The organism is Actinosynnema sp. CA-299493 (genome assembly GCF_050946825.1).
GTDB lineage: Bacteria > Actinomycetota > Actinomycetes > Mycobacteriales > Pseudonocardiaceae > Actinosynnema.
On record NZ_CP191993.1, the window covers coordinates 6,193,145 to 6,211,233 of the forward strand.

At 69.2% G+C, this 18,089-nt stretch carries 9 protein-coding genes and 2 pseudogenes; 3 read left to right on the plus strand and 8 right to left on the minus strand.

Going from position 1 to position 18,089, the window contains the following annotated elements; genetic code table 11:
* Positions 1 to 220 precede the first annotated feature (220 nt).
* The 5 genes from ACQPYE_RS25840 to ACQPYE_RS25860 form a co-directional block, all read right to left on the minus strand.
* Positions 221 to 1,489, minus strand: coding sequence for a lysyl oxidase family protein (locus tag ACQPYE_RS25840; RefSeq protein ID WP_498714992.1), 1,269 nt, complete (start codon positions 1,487 to 1,489; stop codon positions 221 to 223).
* Positions 1,490 to 1,744: 255 nt separating this feature from the next.
* Complete coding sequence (locus ACQPYE_RS25845) at positions 1,745 to 2,362, minus strand: hypothetical protein (protein WP_498714995.1); 618 nt, start codon at positions 2,360 to 2,362, stop codon at positions 1,745 to 1,747.
* A gap of 26 nt (positions 2,363 to 2,388) precedes the next feature.
* Positions 2,389 to 9,255 carry an RHS repeat-associated core domain-containing protein gene (locus tag ACQPYE_RS25850; RefSeq protein ID WP_498714997.1) on the minus strand — a complete coding sequence of 2,289 codons (6,867 nt, stop codon included), beginning with the start codon at positions 9,253 to 9,255 and terminating at the stop codon, positions 2,389 to 2,391.
* A 61-nt stretch (positions 9,256 to 9,316) separates the two neighbouring features.
* The gene (locus ACQPYE_RS25855) at positions 9,317 to 12,556 is read right to left on the minus strand and encodes a LamG domain-containing protein (RefSeq protein WP_498714999.1); all 3,240 of its coding nucleotides are present in this window, start codon (positions 12,554 to 12,556) and stop codon (positions 9,317 to 9,319) included.
* Positions 12,553 to 12,798, minus strand: a complete 246-nt coding sequence (locus ACQPYE_RS25860) for a hypothetical protein (RefSeq protein WP_498715001.1) — start codon at positions 12,796 to 12,798, stop codon at positions 12,553 to 12,555. Before ACQPYE_RS25860 ends, ACQPYE_RS25855 begins: the two co-directional genes overlap by 4 nt.
* A gap of 268 nt (positions 12,799 to 13,066) precedes the next feature.
* Between ACQPYE_RS25860 and ACQPYE_RS25865 the strand changes: the two genes are divergently transcribed.
* A complete protein-coding gene (locus ACQPYE_RS25865) occupies positions 13,067 to 13,375 on the plus strand; it encodes a hypothetical protein (protein ID WP_498715003.1) in 309 nt (102 codons plus the stop codon).
* Between the two features lie 86 nt (positions 13,376 to 13,461).
* Here ACQPYE_RS25865 and ACQPYE_RS25870 read toward each other — a convergent pair whose 3' ends face one another.
* Positions 13,462 to 13,992, minus strand: coding sequence for a choice-of-anchor K domain-containing protein (locus ACQPYE_RS25870; RefSeq protein WP_498715005.1), 531 nt, complete (start codon positions 13,990 to 13,992; stop codon positions 13,462 to 13,464).
* A 96-nt stretch (positions 13,993 to 14,088) separates the two neighbouring features.
* Positions 14,089 to 14,622, minus strand: a complete 534-nt coding sequence (locus tag ACQPYE_RS25875; RefSeq protein WP_498715007.1) for a choice-of-anchor K domain-containing protein — start codon at positions 14,620 to 14,622, stop codon at positions 14,089 to 14,091.
* A 434-nt stretch (positions 14,623 to 15,056) separates the two neighbouring features.
* Here ACQPYE_RS25875 and ACQPYE_RS25880 point away from each other — a divergent pair.
* A pseudogene (locus tag ACQPYE_RS25880) lies at positions 15,057 to 15,853 on the plus strand (lantibiotic dehydratase); the annotation flags it as partial.
* Between the two features lie 207 nt (positions 15,854 to 16,060).
* Here ACQPYE_RS25880 and ACQPYE_RS25885 read toward each other — a convergent pair.
* Positions 16,061 to 16,841, minus strand: a pseudogene (locus ACQPYE_RS25885) (transposase family protein).
* Between the two features lie 492 nt (positions 16,842 to 17,333).
* Here ACQPYE_RS25885 and ACQPYE_RS25890 point away from each other — a divergent pair.
* Positions 17,334 to 18,041 carry a hypothetical protein gene (locus ACQPYE_RS25890; RefSeq protein ID WP_498715008.1) on the plus strand — a complete coding sequence of 236 codons (708 nt, stop codon included), beginning with the start codon at positions 17,334 to 17,336 and terminating at the stop codon, positions 18,039 to 18,041.
* Positions 18,042 to 18,089: the final 48 nt, after the last annotated feature.

Sequence of the window (18,089 nt, forward strand, 5' to 3'; positions counted from 1 at the left end):
CCCCCCACGAGACGCCTTCGACAGTGCGAGCCCGTCCCCGACTCGCCTTCATAAGGGCGCGCGGAACACCTGTCGGTTGCGCGCCGATCCCGCTCTGTCGAAGTCGCCCTGACGACGAATTCCCCGCGGTGGCCGGAGTCGGCGCGCCAGTGCGGCCAAGTCGCTCTGGTTCGCCTGCACCGCGCCCGCGTAACGTCGCCCGCTGTCCCGTCGACGCGGGTCAGGCGCAGGGCTCGGCCGGGCTGCCCAGTGCCGCCGTCGGGGCGCCGGTGGTGAGACCGGTCAGCCTGATCGGCACGCGCACGCAGTTGTCGTCCTCGTCCAACTCGTGCAGCCTGTTCCGGGGATCGACCTGGGTGACCAGTGCGTACGTGCCGTCCTCCAGCCCGCTGACTTCGATCATCTGGTCGGGTAGCGCCCACCAGTACTCGTCCGCCCAGCCCCTGGCGATGCCGTTCTTGAACGCGTCGACCCCGGGCGGCGAGTCCGGTTCGGGGTCGAGGCAGCGTGGCGCCGGGTAGCTCTGCGGCGCGTTGCCCTTCCGGTCCCACCACGCCAGCTCGGTGTCGGCCATGCAGAAGCCGTTCTTCTCGCCGGTGGCGACGGGTTCGGCCCCCGTCGGCCGTCCGGCGGCGTCCACCGCCCACAGCTCGGAGACGGAGAAGTCCTCGAAGTGGTAGTGGGAGTGGATCGGGTGGTAGTGCATCGCGCCCACGGACGGGACGTCGGTGAACGTCCCGTCGGAGCGGTGGATGCGCTGGGCGCCGGGCACCTCGTGCGGTCGCTCGCCGGCGGGCGTGCGGTAGCGGACGTCCACCGGGCCGTCACCGGTGTTGACCATCGCCTGGCCGAACCGCAGGCACAGCCGCGCGTCCCGCTCGTCGACCTCGCTGCGGAAGCACGACGAGCCCGGCTCGGCCGAGTCGCCGAAGAACGGTGGCGGCGTGCCGAAGGTCGCGAAGCGCTGCGGCAGCGCCTCCAGGTCGGGCAGCAGGTCGCGTGGCACGGGCTCGACCCGCGCGTCCTCGTTCTCCACCGTGCCCTCGTACCGGACGGTGGACGACGCCAGCTCTGGCACGAACGGGTTCTGGAAGACGTAGACCGTGTAGTGGGCGGTGAGCTTCGGCAGCCACACCGAGCGGGACGTGCCGATCTGCGCGTCGGCGAGACCGACCCGACGACCGGCCCGGTAGACGGCGAAGCCTAGGCTGTCGTCGGGAGTCGCGCCGACCGTGCGGATCGCCAGCTCGACCCCGCCGGCCCGGTCCCGCAGCCGCGCGGGCAGCCGCACCGCCACCTCGACCCGGTCGCACCCCGCCGACCGGCACTCGGGCACGTCCCGCACCCGAGGGTCGTCCCGGACCACCGAACCGCGCCAGGTCGCCGACCGGTCCGAGTCGACCACCACGCCACGGCCGCGCGCAACGGCCGGGGCCGCGGCGGTCAACAGCAGGACCAGCACCGGCACGACCACACCCGCAGTCCTCATGCCGACCAGCCTCCGCCGCGGCCACGCGGCTGTCAGCCCATGAGCCCCGATCGGGTGTGCCGCCGAACGGGGACACCCATCCGATCGACCACCGCAAGCACCGCGCTTCGGGTTCGCTGTTCACCGACTGCTGCCGCTGTCCGGCGCAACGGCCACGGCCGCAGCCACCGCCACGCAGCACATGGCGATGAACGTGCTGCGTGAAGCCTCCGATGCTGCCCTCGACCACTTCAGCGCGTCCTTGGCCAGGTCGCACTACTTCCCAAGCAGTCCTTCCGCTCGTTCCAAGTACGGCATCGCCTCCCTGCCGGCACGACCGTTGACCAGCTTGTAGACGGCGGTCGCGTTCTCCGATCGAGCTTCGGCGAGTTCTCGCAAGTCCCTGATCAGGTGCTGGAAGTGATCCTCCAACCCAGTCCACACGACGACTGGATCATCACGGTTCTCGGCCCAGACGGAGTCCACTTCCAGCACGCTGTTGGCTACCTGGAGACACAGCTCGCCGTCGATTTGCCTCCAGTTCTCGAACACGAGCAGGAGCGCCTCCAGCACTACTTGGAGCATCTCCTCAGCCACGCCGGACTCAGTGCGCCTTTCCAGCCAATCGACGTCCTTCAACAGAGAGGACAGCGCATAAGCGATCTTCTGCTCCGCCTTCTCCGGCGTGGCTCCCCGGCGCCCGAGAGGAATCGCCACCATCCCGCTCAGCGCGTCCCAAGCCGCCCCGTGACCCTGAACGCCCCGGTACCGCTCGTCGTAGACCTGGTATATCGGCAGAACACGATTCAACGCCGCCACGACGAACACCACGCGTCGCTCCACCGGAAGCGCTGCGCACAACTCCTTGACGACATCGCTTTCTTCAACCGACACCAATTGAAACTCCTGTCGCCTGCACGTCATGACGGCCACTCAGCCGTGTTGGGCGAGGTAATAGTCGCACCCCGTCCCGTCAGGAACGCACGACAGGCCGGGCAGAAAGGCCTGCTCGCAGCAACCCCACGCGGTGTGAGCCCCAGGTGGTCGGCTGCCAGCACGGCCTTGACCTCGGCGTGCACACCGCCGGCCATCGACACCGCGAGGTTGCCGTCATCCATCACAGCCGCACGCTGCACCCGGGTGAGGTTGCTCCTCGCGCCGCCCGTGACGATGTTCGTCACGCCGCCGGCGCCCTCCGCGTCAAGGACACTCGTCGTGCGGAATCTCTGCGCCACGGGGTGCAGCATGTCGTGGTACCCCGCTGCGCTATCGGACAACTCGTCCGTGTCCACGGCTCCGGGTCGGCCGCAGTTGTGGACCAAGAAGTCCAGCCCGCCGGCCACCACGTAGTAGGTGTGGACACCATCGACGGTCAGGTCGTAGACCGGCTCGGAATCCGCGTAACGGTCGACGTCGGTGACCTGCGGGGAGGTGCCGTCGGCAGAGGTGAGGCGTTGGCCGGGTTCGAGGTCGCCGATGTTGACGAAGCGGCCTTCGGCGTCGACCCAGACCGGGTGCCAGGAGGTGGCGTCCACGCTGCCGGTGGTGCCGTCCGTGTTGGTGACGGTGAGGCGGGTCATGTCGTCTTCGTCGGTGTGGACGATGGTGGCGACGACGGCGCGGTCGGTGGTGTGGCCGGTGGTGGGGTCGGTGGCTTTGACCTTGTCGCCGAGCTCGATGTCGGAGATCGGTTTGGTCGAGCCGTCGGCCATCAGGACCAGAGTGGCACCGACGAAGCTGTGCAGGGCACAACTCCCGCCGCTCTTGGAGGTCAGCTTCTGGAACTGTTCGGTGGCGGAGCGGGTGACGTTGTCGGCGATGGTCTGGACTCGGCGCAGGACACCCTTGGCCTTGTCGATGATGCCGCCGAGGCGGTTGACCGCTTTGACGGCGTTGTAGCCCGCTTCGAGGATCTTGCCGACCTTGCCCCACGGCACCAGACCGGCGACCAGGCCGCCGCAGGCCCAGATGTCGCCCTTGGAGAAGCAGTCGACGATGTCGTTCCAGCCCGAGATCTCCTTCAGGACCTCCCAGGCGACCTCCTTGATCACGTCCCACTTCGTCTTGTGCGCGTCGGCGAGCGCCTTCTGGTAGTCCTCCCAGCTGATGCCCTCGGAGGCCAGACCGTTCTTCAGCGCGTTCTGGTTGTTCCTGTTCGCCTGCTGCCACGCCCGCTCACGGCCGAGGTAGGTCTGCCGCTCCTGCTCGTAGCTCTCCCTGTTCTGGTGGAGGCTGGAGTTGTACCCGCACAGCACGCCGTCGGGGCCGCAGTCGCGGAGCAGGCCGGTCGGGTCGCTGAAGGTGACCGGGCTGTTGTTGGCGTAGGCGTAACCGTTGAGCTGCTGCGGGTCGTTGTTGTCGATCACCGGGTCGGCGGTGAGGAAACGGCCCGAGGACTGGTCGTAGAGACGGGCACCCACCTGGGTCAGACCCGACTCGTCGTTACGACCACCCACGAAACCCAGGCGGTCCGGCCACGCCGGGGGCGCGGTGCCGCGGGTGGCGCCGTAGGGGGTTTGGCGGCGTTGGGTTGCGGTCAGGGCATTGTCGTTGGCGATGGAGAGCTGGTTGGTGCCCTGATGATCCGGGACCAGCCACTTCAGGCCCGTGACGCTGTTGCGCACCGCCACGATCTGCCCGCCGTGGCCGTACCACCGGGTCCACGACGGGGTGGTGGTGCCTTTCTCCAGGCGGATCTCCTGACCGAACACGTGCAGCGTGGTGGCCGAGGGCTCACGACTGATCAGACGCTGACCGTCCGCGTCGTAGAGGTAGGTCGACTCGGTCTCGTCGGGCATGCCGTCGCGGTTGACGATGCGGGACACCCGACCCTCGACGTCGTACTCCAGGGTTTGGGTGTCACCTCCGACCACCCGGCTGGTGGTGCGGCCCGTGGCGTCGTAGGCGAAGGTGTCCTCCGCCTGACCGTTCGGGCCCACGGTGAGGACCGACGTCGCGGTATGCGGCTGAGGGTCGCCAAGGTTTGGGTAACGCGTGGTGCGGGTGGTGTCACCGGCGGCCGAGTGCTGGGTCTCGGTGCGACGGTTGCCGGTCTTGTCGAACTCCCACGAGTGCCAGTACGGCGCCGCGCCACCGAGAGCCGTGGCGGACTTGGTCGCGCCGCAGTCACCACTGGACGGGGTCCAGGCCTCGGTCATCCGACGCAGGTGGTCGTAGCCGAAGCACTGGGTGTCGGCGACACGGCCTTCCGGTGTGTCGGCGACCTTGGTGACGTTGCCCGCCGGGTCGTAGGTGTACGTGCGGTCGGCGAGCTCGGGTTCCGTCGTGGTCTCGCGTTCCACGACGGTGCGGTCCGGGCGTCGGGTGCCGACCTCGTAGAAGTTCGTGATCGCGACGTTCTTCGCGGTGTCCGCGCCGCTGCCGTACTGCAGTCGCAGCACCTCGCCGAAGCTGGAGTAGCCGGTGGCGGAGACGTAGACCTCTTGGCCGGACTGCGTGGACTGGAGCTCGCCGGTGGAGGTGTTGTAGTACGACCCGATCGACTCGGAGGGAACGATCACCTTCCCACCGGAGCTGACGGCGGAGTAGGTGGTGGACTTCGGCTTGCCGTTGAACGTGTAGTCCTGCTTCAGCTCGTACGTCGCCGGCAGCACGCCGGGGGAAGCGGGCACGACGAACTTCTGGCCGGTCGGACGTCCGGCGGCGTCGTAGCCGGTGATGTACTTGTGGTAGACGAGGTTGCCGTCGTACCGGCGTGACGACTTGAGCATGCCGAGCCCGCCCGCGACGGTGTCGTACTCCCACGAGGCGAGCTTGGTCCCGCTCAGCGAGCCCTGGTGCTTGGCGATCAGCCTGCCGAGCTTGTCGTAGGCGTTGGCGATGGTGCGGTCCTGCGCGTCGGTGGACGTGAGGACCTGGCCCGCGGTGTCGTAGGTGACGGTGCTGTGGCCGGTGTCGGGGTCGTCGGTGGCGACCAGGCGTCCGCGCAGGTCGTAGCCGTAGCCCCAGGTGTTGCCCACGGGGTCGGTGAGGGTGGTGAGCAGGCCGGCCGCGTTGTAGTCGTACGTGGTCGAGTCGTACTCGCTGTCCGGACCGGCCTTGTGCTGCCGCTTCTCGACGGTGCGGCCCTGGGCGTCGTTGATCAGCGTCGTCGTGGTGCCGCCGAGGGGCGGGGTGGTGGAGACGCGGTCGCCGCCGTAGGTCGTCGTGGTGTGCCACTGCGCCTGGGAGAACTTGCGGTAGGTCGCCTTGGTGGGCCGTCCCATGCCGTCGTACTCGGTGACGGTCTGGTTGGGCACGTCGTTGTCGTAGACACCCGCGAGCGTGGCGCCGGCCGGGGCGGTGTTGTTCCAGTAGACGCCGTTGGTCTTGTAGGGCAGGCCGCGGGAGTTGTAGAAGGTGTCGGTGAGCTGACGTCCACCGTCCGGGCCGGGCGCCTGCACCTGGGTCTGGCGCTCGCGCAGCAGCCCGTCGTAGAGGGAGTAGGCGGACAGGTACTTGCCGTCGTCCTGCAGCTGCTTGGACACCACGACGCTGGGCTTGTCGGTGTGGTACTGGTACTCGAACATCGCGTTGGCCTTGGCCGTCACCTTGCTGTGACCCGGTGTCCAGGCGGCGATCAGGCGGCCGAGCGCGTCGTAGGACAGGTCCGCGCGGCGGTTGTTGGCGTCGACCGAGGCCACGGACAGGCCACGGGCGGGGTCCAGGTACTCGTGGCTGACGTGGCCGAGCGGGTTGGTGCTCGTCAGCTGGGTCAACGGGCCCGTGGACGGGGTGTAGGCGGTGGTGGTCTTCTCACCGCGGGCGTCGTAGACGTCCAGCGGTCGGCCGTAGGCGTCGTAGGTGGCCCGCGAGGCGGTCACCCAGGTCTGGCCGGAGGCGTCCCACTTGTCGAGCACCTCGACCTCGGTGATCAGGCCGCGGGTGGGCGCCGCGCCGTGCGCCTGGCCGTCGTAGTGGGAACGGGCCAGCGACTGGATGGTGCTCGATGAGGCCGTCACCGCGCACGTGCCCACCACGGTCTCCACCTGGGAGGCGAGGCTGAGCAGCCACGCGTCCTCGTTGCGGGCGAACGTGCTGCGGGTGCAGGTCTCGTCACCGGTGACAGCCTCGTCACCGTGGTCTTCGGTGGCCTTGACGACACCTTCCGGGGTGAACTCCAGTTTGTCGACCCTCGTGCGCCGCCAGGACCCGTCCGCCAGCAGGGTGCGACCGCGCACCGAGGAGGTGCCGGTGACGAACGCCTTGTTGCCCGCCGAGTCGGTGGCGGTGGCGGTCTCGGGCAGGTACGGGTCGTTGGCCGACGCCGCGACCAGCACGCCGTCGTTGTACTGGCGCGTCTCGCGGACGAAACCGCGCAGCCGCTTCACGTCCCGGATCGGTTGACCCTCGGCGGCGGATATCCACGCTTCGCGGACGCCGTCCGGCACCCCGTCGCCGTTGGTGTCACCGGGCTGCTTGTCGCCGTCCATGCCGCGGCCGTAGACGACCTCGGTCACCGACCGCTTCTCCTGCGGGTTGCCCTTGGTGGTCCGCACCGTGGCGTAACCGCGCCACTGCGACCACGTCCGGCGGGCCGGCTCGGCGAACTCGGCCTCGTCGAAGTGCCACGCGGCCTCGTCGCCGTCTCTGTCGCCGTAGTGGTAGCTCGTCTGGACCGGAGGGGAGGCGCCGGTGCGGTCGTGGTCGAGGACGCTGACGACCACGTACTTGTGGAACCAGTGCAGTTGCGGCTCCACCGCGCCCTCGGGCGACCACCACGAGGGGTAGCAGCGCAGTGTGTTCGCCTCGGGCGAGACCGGCATCCGGGAGCCGAGTGCGCAGTCCTCACGGCTGTACGCGACGGACGTGTAGCCGCCCGCCTCGTTGGTGATCAGCGTGAGCCGGAACCGGGTGATCGGCGGCTGGTTGTCGGTGCCGGTGTTGACCCGGTTGGCCATCGCGGTGTGCCCGAACACCGTCGGCGGCAACGTCACGCTGCCGCCCACCAGACCGGTGCGGGTCACGGAGTTCAGGTTCAGCGCGGGAGCCAGACCGTCACCGGTCTTGAGGAACTGGTGCTCCAACGCCCACGAGTCGACGTCCTGGAACGTGGACGCGCCGTTCGCGACCCGGGTGACGACCTTCGTCAACCGCTTGCGCGTGAAGAACGACGGGGTCAGGCGATGCGTGCACTGCTCCCCCGCGTTGCAGATCTGGTCGAACGGCACGTCCGGCCAGTTCGCGGCGGTGGACGCGTTGAGCTGCGACGGGTCGCACGTCACCGCGCCGTTGGGCAGGCAGCGCTCGGCGGTCTCGAAACTCACCTTCGCACCAGGGTGCGCGAACACGTTGTCACTGCGCAAGCCGTACTCGACCCGGTCCAACCAGCCGCCCCGCACGTACTCCGTGCCCTTGGCGGCGTCGGCGTTGCGGCCGTAGCGGTTGAACTCCCGGTTGTAGTAGTAGGTAGTGACGTTGCCGTGCGGATCGACCGAGTAGTCCAGGTTCCACCGGTACGCCTGCTGACACCACGACGCGTCGAACGTCGCCTGGTTGCAGTCCTCACCGGTGTGATTGCCGAACACCGGCGTCGTCCACGCCGACTGCGTCTCCGGCTTCCCCTCCGTCCACCCCGGCAGACGGTTCATACCCAGGAAGTACCGCGTGCCATCCGGTGTGGTGACCTTCCAGTGCTCACCGTTGTTATCGCCGTTGGTCGCACCCGTCAACCGCTCGATCCGCGCGCCGTCATCGGACTCCGCCCGCCACAGACCCGACGCCTGATCCTTGATCAACTTCCCGGACACACCGACCAGGCTGATCGTCGCGTTGTCCGTGGACCAGCACTGATCACCCGTCTTCGTCTGACCGTTGTTGCCACCCAGATCCAGACCACACGGCTTGTACTGCCGCTCGATGAACCCCGCCGGCACCAAATCCCACCCGTCACCCGCCCACGACGCCTGGTTGTTCGTCGACGACGTCCGCCCGTCCAAGCTCTGCGACGAATACCCCAACGACACCTTCGGCGCCGCACCACCGACCGCCGGCGGCACCCGCATCGGATAGCCGTAGGTGAAGTCACCCGACGCACCACCCGCGGTCCACGAACCCGCCGGAGCCAACGACGTCGCCCCGTACGTACCCGCCGGGCTCGCGGTGGCGGCGACCGCCGCGAACACCGCGGGTTCGGACGACGTCAACGTCGTCGTGCCGGACAGCACGCCGGCCGACGTGTCGTTGGCCGCGCCGGCCACCGGCGAAGCCGTCTGGCACCCCGCCTTCGCCGGCGTCACCACGGCGCAGGCGGGTAGGCTGACCAGCCGCAACCGGGCCGCGTGGTCACCGCCGAACGCCGCCGCGAACGACGAGTAGTCGAACGTCACCGCCAGCGGCTTGTCCTTCGCCCCACCCGCGTCGGCGAGGGTGAACACCACCGCGCTCGACCCGGGCTCCCGGTCGCGCACCTGGACGCGCACCTTGCCGACGGAGGCCTGGCGCGCGTTCGCCTGCTGAGCCAGGCCGACGGCGACGGGGGTGTTCGCGGCGCGGATCGGCCTACCCGTGACTCGTGCGGCGGCCTGCGCCGGCGTGCCACCCTCGCCGGCGAAGTCCACCTCGCCACCGGCCGCGGTCGGCCACGAAGACCGCCCCGGTGCGGTCACGACCGAGCCCGCCGCCGGATCGGGCGGCAGCGGTGCGACGGCGACCTCACCGGTCGGGACGGACCTCTCCCGCTGCAACGCGATCACGTTCCACTGGAAGTCCGCGGCTGCCGCCACGGCCTGCCCGCTCGACGCGGTCAACACCAGCACGACACCGAACGCGACGGCCTTCCTGGCCAACTTCCGCACGGCAGCACTCACAACAGGGCCTCTCGTGACGTCTTCGGATCGAACCGGTGGCTCAGAAGTGCCTGGTGGACTCGTACACGCTGCGGATCTGCTCGGTCGTGAGCACGCCGGAGTAGACGCGGGCGTCATCCACACCGCCGTGCCACTCGTCCGCCTTCTGGGCACCCCACAGGCCGCGGCCGAGCCAGAGCGCTCCGGAGCCGTTCCACCCGGTCACGCCGCCACCGCCCGCCGTGGTGCCGCTGAAGTTGTGGAGTTGCCGGTCCCCGTTGACGTACAGGGCGATCCGACCGCTCACCGCGTCGTACGTGCCGGTCAGGTGCACCCACTGGCCGGGGCTCTCGACCGGGTTGTCCGAGAGCGCGACCCACCACTCCGAGGTCGCCGGGCCGCGGGTCATCGTGAAGGCCCACTGCCGGTTCGCCGGCCGGTACTGGAGCATGAACGGCGAGTACTGCGAGTCGCCGAGGCTGACGGCCGTTCGCGAGTAACCCCGGCTGTCCACGCGGACCCACGCCGACACCGTGTACGAGCGGTCCGTGCGCAGGTTCACCGGCCGGGGAGCGGTGACCTCGCCCGTGCCGGAGACGCTGAAGTCCAGCCACTCGTCCTCGCCGGTGCGCACCCGGTCCGGGTCGTCCGGATCCACCGGAGTGCCCGCCCACGTCGCGCCACCGGAGATGACGGCCGACTGGCCGGACACCGACTCCACGGTCGTCGTCCCCGTCCGCTCGTCCAACGCGAGCCGGGCCCGCAGCACCGCCTGGTTCGCCTGGTCCGCCGCGTCCTCGGCCGTCAGCACCCGGTCCCACACCCGCACGGCGTCGACCGCGCCGGGAAAGTGGTTCGACGCTTGCCCCCCGGACTTGGCCCGACCCACCACGAAGCTGCCGCCGCGGTCCCACACCACTGCCGTCGCCGTGCCCTGCGCCTTGCCGTCGACGTACAGCGTCAACGCCTGGCTGTTGGGTTCGTAGCTCGCGAGCAGGTGCGTCCACACGCCCTGCTGCGGCGCGGCGGTCGACAACACCCTCGCGTACGACTGCGGCGAATCGTCGTCGTGGCTCGGCGTGGTGATCGCCCACCGGTCGGCGTCGACGGCGTACTGGAGGTAGAACGAGCTGGCCCGGTTGCCGTCCGCGCTGACCAGCGTGGCGTAGCCGGCCTTGCTGTCCAGCTTCGCCCAGGCCGAGACGGAGAAGGCCCTCGACGTGTCCACCACCGGCGACGCCGACGCGGCGAACCCGCCGTTGAGCGTCAGGGCGTTGCCGTCGTAGCCGGGCGCGAACGAGGCGGCGCCGGACAACGTGAGCGGGCGGTTGCCGCCGCTGCTGTCGGCGGCGACGGCGCCCGACGTCTCGTCGAACGACCACGCGGCCTTGGGCGGGGCCTTCGCCGCGACGTGGAACGTGTAGGTCGCGTCCGGCGACGACGGGTTGTTCGCCCGGTCGAACGCGCGGACGTGCAGCACGTTGGTCCCGACCAGGGTCGGCGTGATCGGCACCGTCACCGACCCGTCGGCCGACGTCACGTCGACCGTGTGGGTGGTGGCGGTGTCGTTGTTCAACGACCACTTGTACCGGCGGACGTCCATCCTGTTGTCCGACCGGAGGGTGGGCGCGAAGGTGAACGTCCCGGTCCGGCCCACGCTGCCGTGGTTGAAGCCCGCGGTCGGGTAGTCGACGGACGACACCCGGGGCGTCAGCGGCGGGACGGTGTCCACCTCGAACTCGCAGTCCGCCGACAGCGAGCGGCTGGTCAGCTCACCGTCGTGCCCCAGCAGGTGCCACGTGTACAAGCCGTTCTCGGCGGTGAGGCCCTCCGGAACGGTCCACTCGCTGTAGGCGCCCGAGGCGATCTCCGTGCCGCCGAACAGCTGCCCCTCCCACACCGCGTGCGGCGCCACGCCCTTGAGCAACCGGAACTCGCCGTACACCCTGCTGTTGTCCGGGTCGGTCACCCGTGCCCGCAGGCGGGGCGTCCTGGTGGCCACCGACGGCCGATCGGCGCCCGTGCGGCACGGCAACGCGTACGACGCGTCCGGCCCCGACCCCTCCATGCCCATCCCGGTGGGCGTGTCCGGGTAGCTGTTGTACCTGACCTCCAGGTACGGGTTGAGGTCGAACCGGCGCCACGACGTGTCGAGGTCGTTCTCGTTCACCGCCTTGAGCACGAACGTCGTCCAGGACCACGAGCCCGACGCCGCGGCCCGGATGGCGCTGGTCGCCGCGAAGTCCGCGCCACCGTCGGTCGGGCAGTTCCCCGGGTTGTTCCGGACGTTGGTGCTCGACTGGTGCTCGCCCCAGCTGGTCTGGTTGTTCCAGGTCGTGTTGGCGTCGATCCACCCGGCCAACCGCAGCTCGGTCGCCGAGGGCGAGCACGAGTAGGTGCCGATCACCTTCATGCGCAGGGTGGCTTCGTGGATGAACTTGCCGATGATCGGCTCGGTGTTCAGCTGCAGGTACGAACGGGACCTCGCGTTGTGGGTGGCGCCGCCGCCCAGGGCCGCGGCGTTGAGGAAACCGGCCTTCAGATCGCCCAACCTGCCGCCGGTGACGTCGAAGTTCCTGGCGTCCGGCCACTCCTCCTGCACCACGGCGTGGTGCACCTTGCCGCAGTTCCCGCAGTAGTAGTTGGGGTCGAGCACCACGGGGAAGGTGGTCGTCGGATCGTCGAGGAACGCCTGGTCGGGCTTGATCTCCAGGGCGTCGGGCGTGATCTCGACGTCCATCGCGGCCTGCCGGTCGCCGGGGGCCGGCTCGCCCTCGCGGTCGCGGGGTCCCCTGCCCGACGAGTCCCACATCTGCGAGGCGTCACCGACGAACACCGGGGTGCCGGCGGCGTCCTTGACCACCAGGTCGCCGCCGCCGGCCGGCGAACCGCGCTCGACCCGCACCTGTTCGGCGTGGGTCGGGAACGTGAGGGTGTCCAGAGCCGGGTTCCGCGCCGCCTCGGGGGTCTTGACCACCAACTGCTCGCTGAAACCCTCGAAGTGGGCCTCGACCCGCAGGTCCACGTCGGGCAGCACGTCCGGGTAGGTCAACGTCGCGCCGTCCACGACCGGCTCGGGCAGCTCGCCGTCCCACCGCAGGCCCACCTCGTGGCCACCCTGGGCGACCTTGGCCAGCGGCCGGTCCGCGGCGGTCGAGCCGCCGGGCGAGAACGCGACCTCCACCGTGGACGCCTTCGGGGCGAACGAGCCGTCCGGCTTGCGCTCCAGCGTCAGGTCGACCGGCACCCAGCCGTCGCCGCGCCGCACCCGCACCGGCTGCACGTGCTGGGTGAACGTCATCGTGCCGTCGGGTTCGCCCGCACCTCGTCGGTCTCCGTGGTCGCCGACTCCACGACCACCGACGTCCCGCTCCGCGCCGCGTAGCGGGCAGCCGTCGCCTCGTCCGGCGCCGACCCCGGCACTTCCGGTTGTGCCACACCCGGCTGGGCCACCGCACCAGGCGGCACCACGACGACACCGGCCAGGACTGCGGCGACGAGCGCCACGGCGAAAGCGCGCAGGGACGAACCCCGCGCGTGCACGCGCGAACCCATTGAAAGAAAGCCCCCCGGCTCGCGCAGACCACGCGATTCGTGCTGAGTCCCCCGACCTGACGAGGAATCATCACCTTTCGGCCGACCCGGCACAGCGGCCGAACGGCCTAATGACCACCGCCTGGCCCTGTGATCAGCACCTCACCCGACCAGGCCGGCTACCAGCCACAACCGTCACCGCGATCCCGGGTGTAACAGGCGGTGGGGCAAGACCGAACACCACGACACGTACCGCCACCGTCCGTCGGAGTACCCCATGACCGAACAGCCGTCCGCGCCCGAAGCATGGGCCGTCGCCACCACGACCGAGACCTACGTGACCGGCCCCTCGTGGTCCCACGACGCTGCCGCCAACTCGTTGAAGCGCATCAAAGCCGCGGGAACGCCGGAGCAGGCAACCGCACAGGCCGCGGTGGAGGCGGTGATGGTGCTGCACTCCATCCGCCGCATCCTCATCTGGACCGCGGTGATCGTGCCGCTCGTCGTGGGCGCCCTGTGGGTGACGATGATCGTGGTGGCCGGCAACTCCGAGCCCGAGCGGTGCGTCTCGCTCTACTCCTGCTGATCCCGGACGCCGCGAAAGCCCTCCCGTGCACGACCTCCCCGCGGGCGGCGGAACCGACCTTCCGCGGCCCGTGCCTGACCGAGGCGTCAGCCCCCTCGCCGGCCCGTCGCCTCCATCCGGGCGAAGATCCCGGCACTGGCGGACTCGCCCTCAGGGCAGTCGAAGGCGTCCACCTTCTGCTTGTTCCACCAGAAACCGCTGATCGACATCCGGTACTCGACGTTCTCGACGTACAGGAGGTCGTGGTCCGCGACCGTCGGCAGGCCGACCAGGTCGTTCGGGTGCGGACCGGCGTTGGACGTCTCGTCGTGGTGGAACGCCAGCAGGGGAAGGGGGTGCTGGATGTTGCCGTCGTCGAAGTTCAGGATCACCGACAGGTACAGCGAGAACTGCGTGATCCCCATGGTGATCACCTGGTTGTGGTGCGTGAACGTGCCCAGCAGGAAATCGGAGCCGTCCAGTTTCAACTGGGTGACGTGCCCCTCGAAGGAGTAGCCGCTCTTTCCTCCCCCCACCGGGGTTCCCCAGCTGACCTCTCCGGTCCCCAGGCCGCTGAAGTGCGACACCTCGTCCGGGTCGACGCGCGTCCACGCGCCACTGGTGAGAACTTTCGCCATGACGGCAATACCCCTTTCGAGGCTTTCGGGTGGGCGATCCCCAGGCGTCCACGCCGGGCACCGGTGCTCTGGCCGACACGAGTGCAGCGCCGGCCCTCAGGCCCCTCGCCGGCCCGTCGGGTCCATCCGGGCGAAGATCCCGGCGCTGTTGGAGTCGTTCTCCTCGCTGTCGAACCGGGGCACCTTCCGCCCGTTCCACAGGAAGCCGGTGATCGACATCTTGTACTCGACGTTGTCGACGAACAGGACGTCGTAGTCGCTGACTTTCGGCATCTCCACCACGTCGTTCGAGTTCAGGGGCTCGTTGAGCGTCTCGTCGTGGTGGAAGGTCAGCACGGGAAGGGGGTGCTGGAGGTTGCCTTCCTCGAAGTTCAGGATGACCGCGAGATCCACCGCGAACAGCAGGTCGGCACTCAACGGGATCACCCTGTTGTGGTGCGTGAACGTGCCCAGCAGGAAATCGGAGCCGTCCAGTTTCAGATCGGTGACCTCACCCTGGAAGGAGTAACCGCTCTTTCGTTCGTAGGGAACGTCACCCCACCTGATCTCACCGGTCCCCAGGCCGGTCAACTGGATCACGTCGATCGGATCGACACGCGTCCACGAGCCATTGGTGACAACTCTTCCCATGGCAGCCATACCCCTTCCAGGGAAGTATCGAGTCAACCAGGCTACCGGGCCGCAACTTTATGTCACAATACTCTGTTCCGGTACGAAGAGGTCACCCGACGGAATTTCGTGAACAACTCTCGACAATGACGCTGCGTAAGGCCGGCCACGGCAAACGAACGAATCATCACCTGATCGCCTTATTGCCGCAACTCCCTGGGATCAGGCGAAGCCCACCGGCAATGGCCGCCGACGATGTGCGACCGGGACAAGGACACGGAAATCCGCGCGCCGCGGCACCAGATCACGGTCCTGGACGCCAACCGGGCAACGCCCGTCCACCGGTACCGGACCGCGCGGCGACCGCCGCCCTGATCACCACGTGGCTGCTCGGTTTCTTCTACGCGGCCCTGCCGGTGCTGCACCGGGACGCGGTGGCCGACCTGGCCGAGCTGCGCGGTGAGTTCGGCTTGGTGCTGGGCGAGCTGCACGTGGCCATGAACACCCTGGGCGCGTCGCTGTACCTCGACCAGCACCCGGACCGCTCGGAGCTCGTCGAGCTGACCACCCGTGACGTCCCGGGCCCGCGCCTGCTGCCCCTGCTGCCCAAGGAGCACAGGTCCCGACTGTCGACGCGGGTGCGCCAGAGCCTGGTGCGCCCCGAGGACTACTACGTGGCGCTGGTCGACGACACCGCGGACCCGCACCGCCCGCGCAGCCTGCGCAGCGCCGACGTCCGGGTGGAGCTGCGCGACGACGAGCTGGTGGCGGTGCTGCCCGACGGCGCGGTCTTCCCGGTGGCCGACGTGTTCGGCCACGTGCTCACGACGCTGGTGGTCGACGGGTTCCGGGTGCTCCCCGAGGCCGACCACACGCCCAGGGTGAGCGTGGGCAGGCTGGTGGTGTCGCGGGAGACGTGGCGGTTCCCGGTGGCGGAGCTGGGGTTCGCCGACGCCAAGACCGAGGCGCGGCGCTTCGTGGGCGCCAGGGCGTGGCGGGCGCGGCACGACCTGCCCCGGTTCGTGTTCTTCACCTCCCCCGCCGAGCCGCGCCCGGTGTTCGTCGACTTCGACAGCCCGGCCTCGGTGACGCTGCTGGCCAAGGCCGCGCGTCGGCTGGCCCGCGCCGACACCTCCGCCAGGCTCACCGTGACGGAGATGCTGCCACCCCGGAGCAGACCTGGCTGACCGACGACAAGGGGGAGGTCTACACGTCGGAGCTGCGCTTCGTCCTGCACGACACGACCACCTGACACCGTCCACCGGACCACACGGCCCCGCCTCCGGGCGGGGCCGCAGGTGCTCCGAGCGTGACAGCGGACCCGATCGTGCCAAGGACGTGGAGCTGCCGGTGCTACGACACGACGTCGCCGCGTCAGTACGCCGATAATGCCGAACCACCGCACGAACAGCGGTCGAGGACACCGGGGACATCCCGTGATCGAACAAGTGAGCCTTTTTCATCCTGTGGTGGTTTCGTGGTTTTGGAGGACGTGGATGGCTTTGGCCAGGCGTTCGGCGCGGTAGGGGGCAGCTGCGTAGTTTGCGCAGGACGCGCCAGGTCTTGAGTTGGGCGTTGGCGCGCTCGCCCGGTCCGCGGAGTCGGGCGTGGGCACTGTTGGCATCCTTCTGCGACTGTGGCTTGTTGCGGCCCTTGTACGGGGTGATCACGTGCTGGCCGGTCTGGTCGTAGCCGTGGTAGCCCTTGTCGCCCAGGGCGATGAGCCCGGCGTCGCGCAGCTTGGCCAGGATGTTCCATATCCGGGCGGCGGCGGTGTCGTGGATGCCGCCGGGCAGTTGGCCGGACACCCACAGGATCGTGCCGTCCGGCGAGGCGACGACCTGCAGGTTCACCCCGTGCATCCGGTGCTTGCCCGAATAGAAGGGCCGGTCGGCGGCGACGCGGTCGATCGGGATCAGCGTGCCGTCGACGATCACGTAGGCCAGGCCCCGACGTTTCGCCCTGCGCAGCGCCTGCCGCAGTTTCGGGGCTCGTCGGGCGAGCAGTTCGACGGTCTCGTTGACGTAGCGCCAGGCCGTCGTGGTGGAGACGCCGAACCCGGCGCCGATCTCGGCGAAGGTCTCACCCTTGCGCAGGTACACCAGCACGAGAAGGGCCTGCTGCCCCGGATTGAGCCTGCGCCACATCGAACCCGACCGTCGGCGGTGGGCGCGGACCAGGCCGGAGACGAAGGTCAGGGTCCGATGTGACAACGGCAGCGCGGCACGGTAAAACAGCACGTGAAGCCCCTGGGCAAGCTGGACGATCTTGGTCGAGAGTTCTGCTACCAGGGGCTTCGCCATGTCCGGACACCGACACGCCGACCATCGCTGGCTTGTGATCGACATCCCTTGCGCACCAACACATCCAGATCAGGATGAAAAAGGCTCAGTGCTTCGTCGCAGAGAAGTGGAGCTACCCGAGCTTTATCGGCCCTCTCGATCAACAACACCGTCGTGGGCACTGGCCGCACGGATCAAAGACGATGTCGGGCAGGCCGGCGACTGGTGGGCCACCTGCTGATCATGCTCGCACGGGCGTCTGCGAGGACGGGGTGTACCGACCGTCGACCAATCGGGTGGGCCGAGCGGCTGAACGGGCGACTTGTGCGTCATATGACTCGAAACGTGCGTGAGTTGATCCGTACAACTGCGTTCACCGGCTCTCACCGTGGGGTGAACGATCGCAGCAGGTAGCCGGATCTGGGTGCGGTTCGGCGGTGAGGAGTCGCGATGCAGGAGCGACCGGTCGGCGATGTGAGCGTGAAGATCGGTGGGGACGCCCACGGTCCGGTGGCGGCCGGTGTCGGCCATGTGATCCACGTGAATGCCTCGGAGCGCGACGCGGTGGTGGGGGCCGGATCGGGTCGGCGGCCCGATCTGCTGGCGGCGCATCGGGTTGTGGTGACCACGGACGTGCAGAGGTCGAGCTCGCGGAACAACGACGGGCAGCGACGCATGCGCCGGGCGCTGGAGGAGTGCGTCCACGCGGGGGCCGCGGCGATCGGAGTGGTCGGGGGCGGTTTCGAGGTGGTCGACCGCGGTGACGGTGCGCAGGTCGTGATGCCGGAGGCGGTCACGCTGATCGACGTCCTCGACACGTTCGTCGAAGCGGTCGCGAAGGCGTTGCGGGAGCACAACGCGGCAGCCAGTGACGCCTACCGGATCGACCTGCGGGCCGCGGTGCACGTGGGCAGCGTCGATCGGGTAGGTGGTGAGTGGTCGGGCACCCCGTTGGTGCACGCCGCACGCCTGGTGGACGCGCCCGAGGTGAAGCGCTCGCTCGAAGAGACCGGTGACGCGTGCCTCGCGCTGGTGGTGTCGGACGCGGTGAAGCACGTGGTGGACGAGGGCTACTGCCGGGTCGGGTCCGCCGGTTATCGCCATGTGGCGGTGGCCGTCAAGGAGACCTCGTGCGATGCCTGGTGGCGGTTGCTGTGACGGGACCTCCGACGCCGGGTTTCCCACGTCACGAGGAGGAAGCGGGCA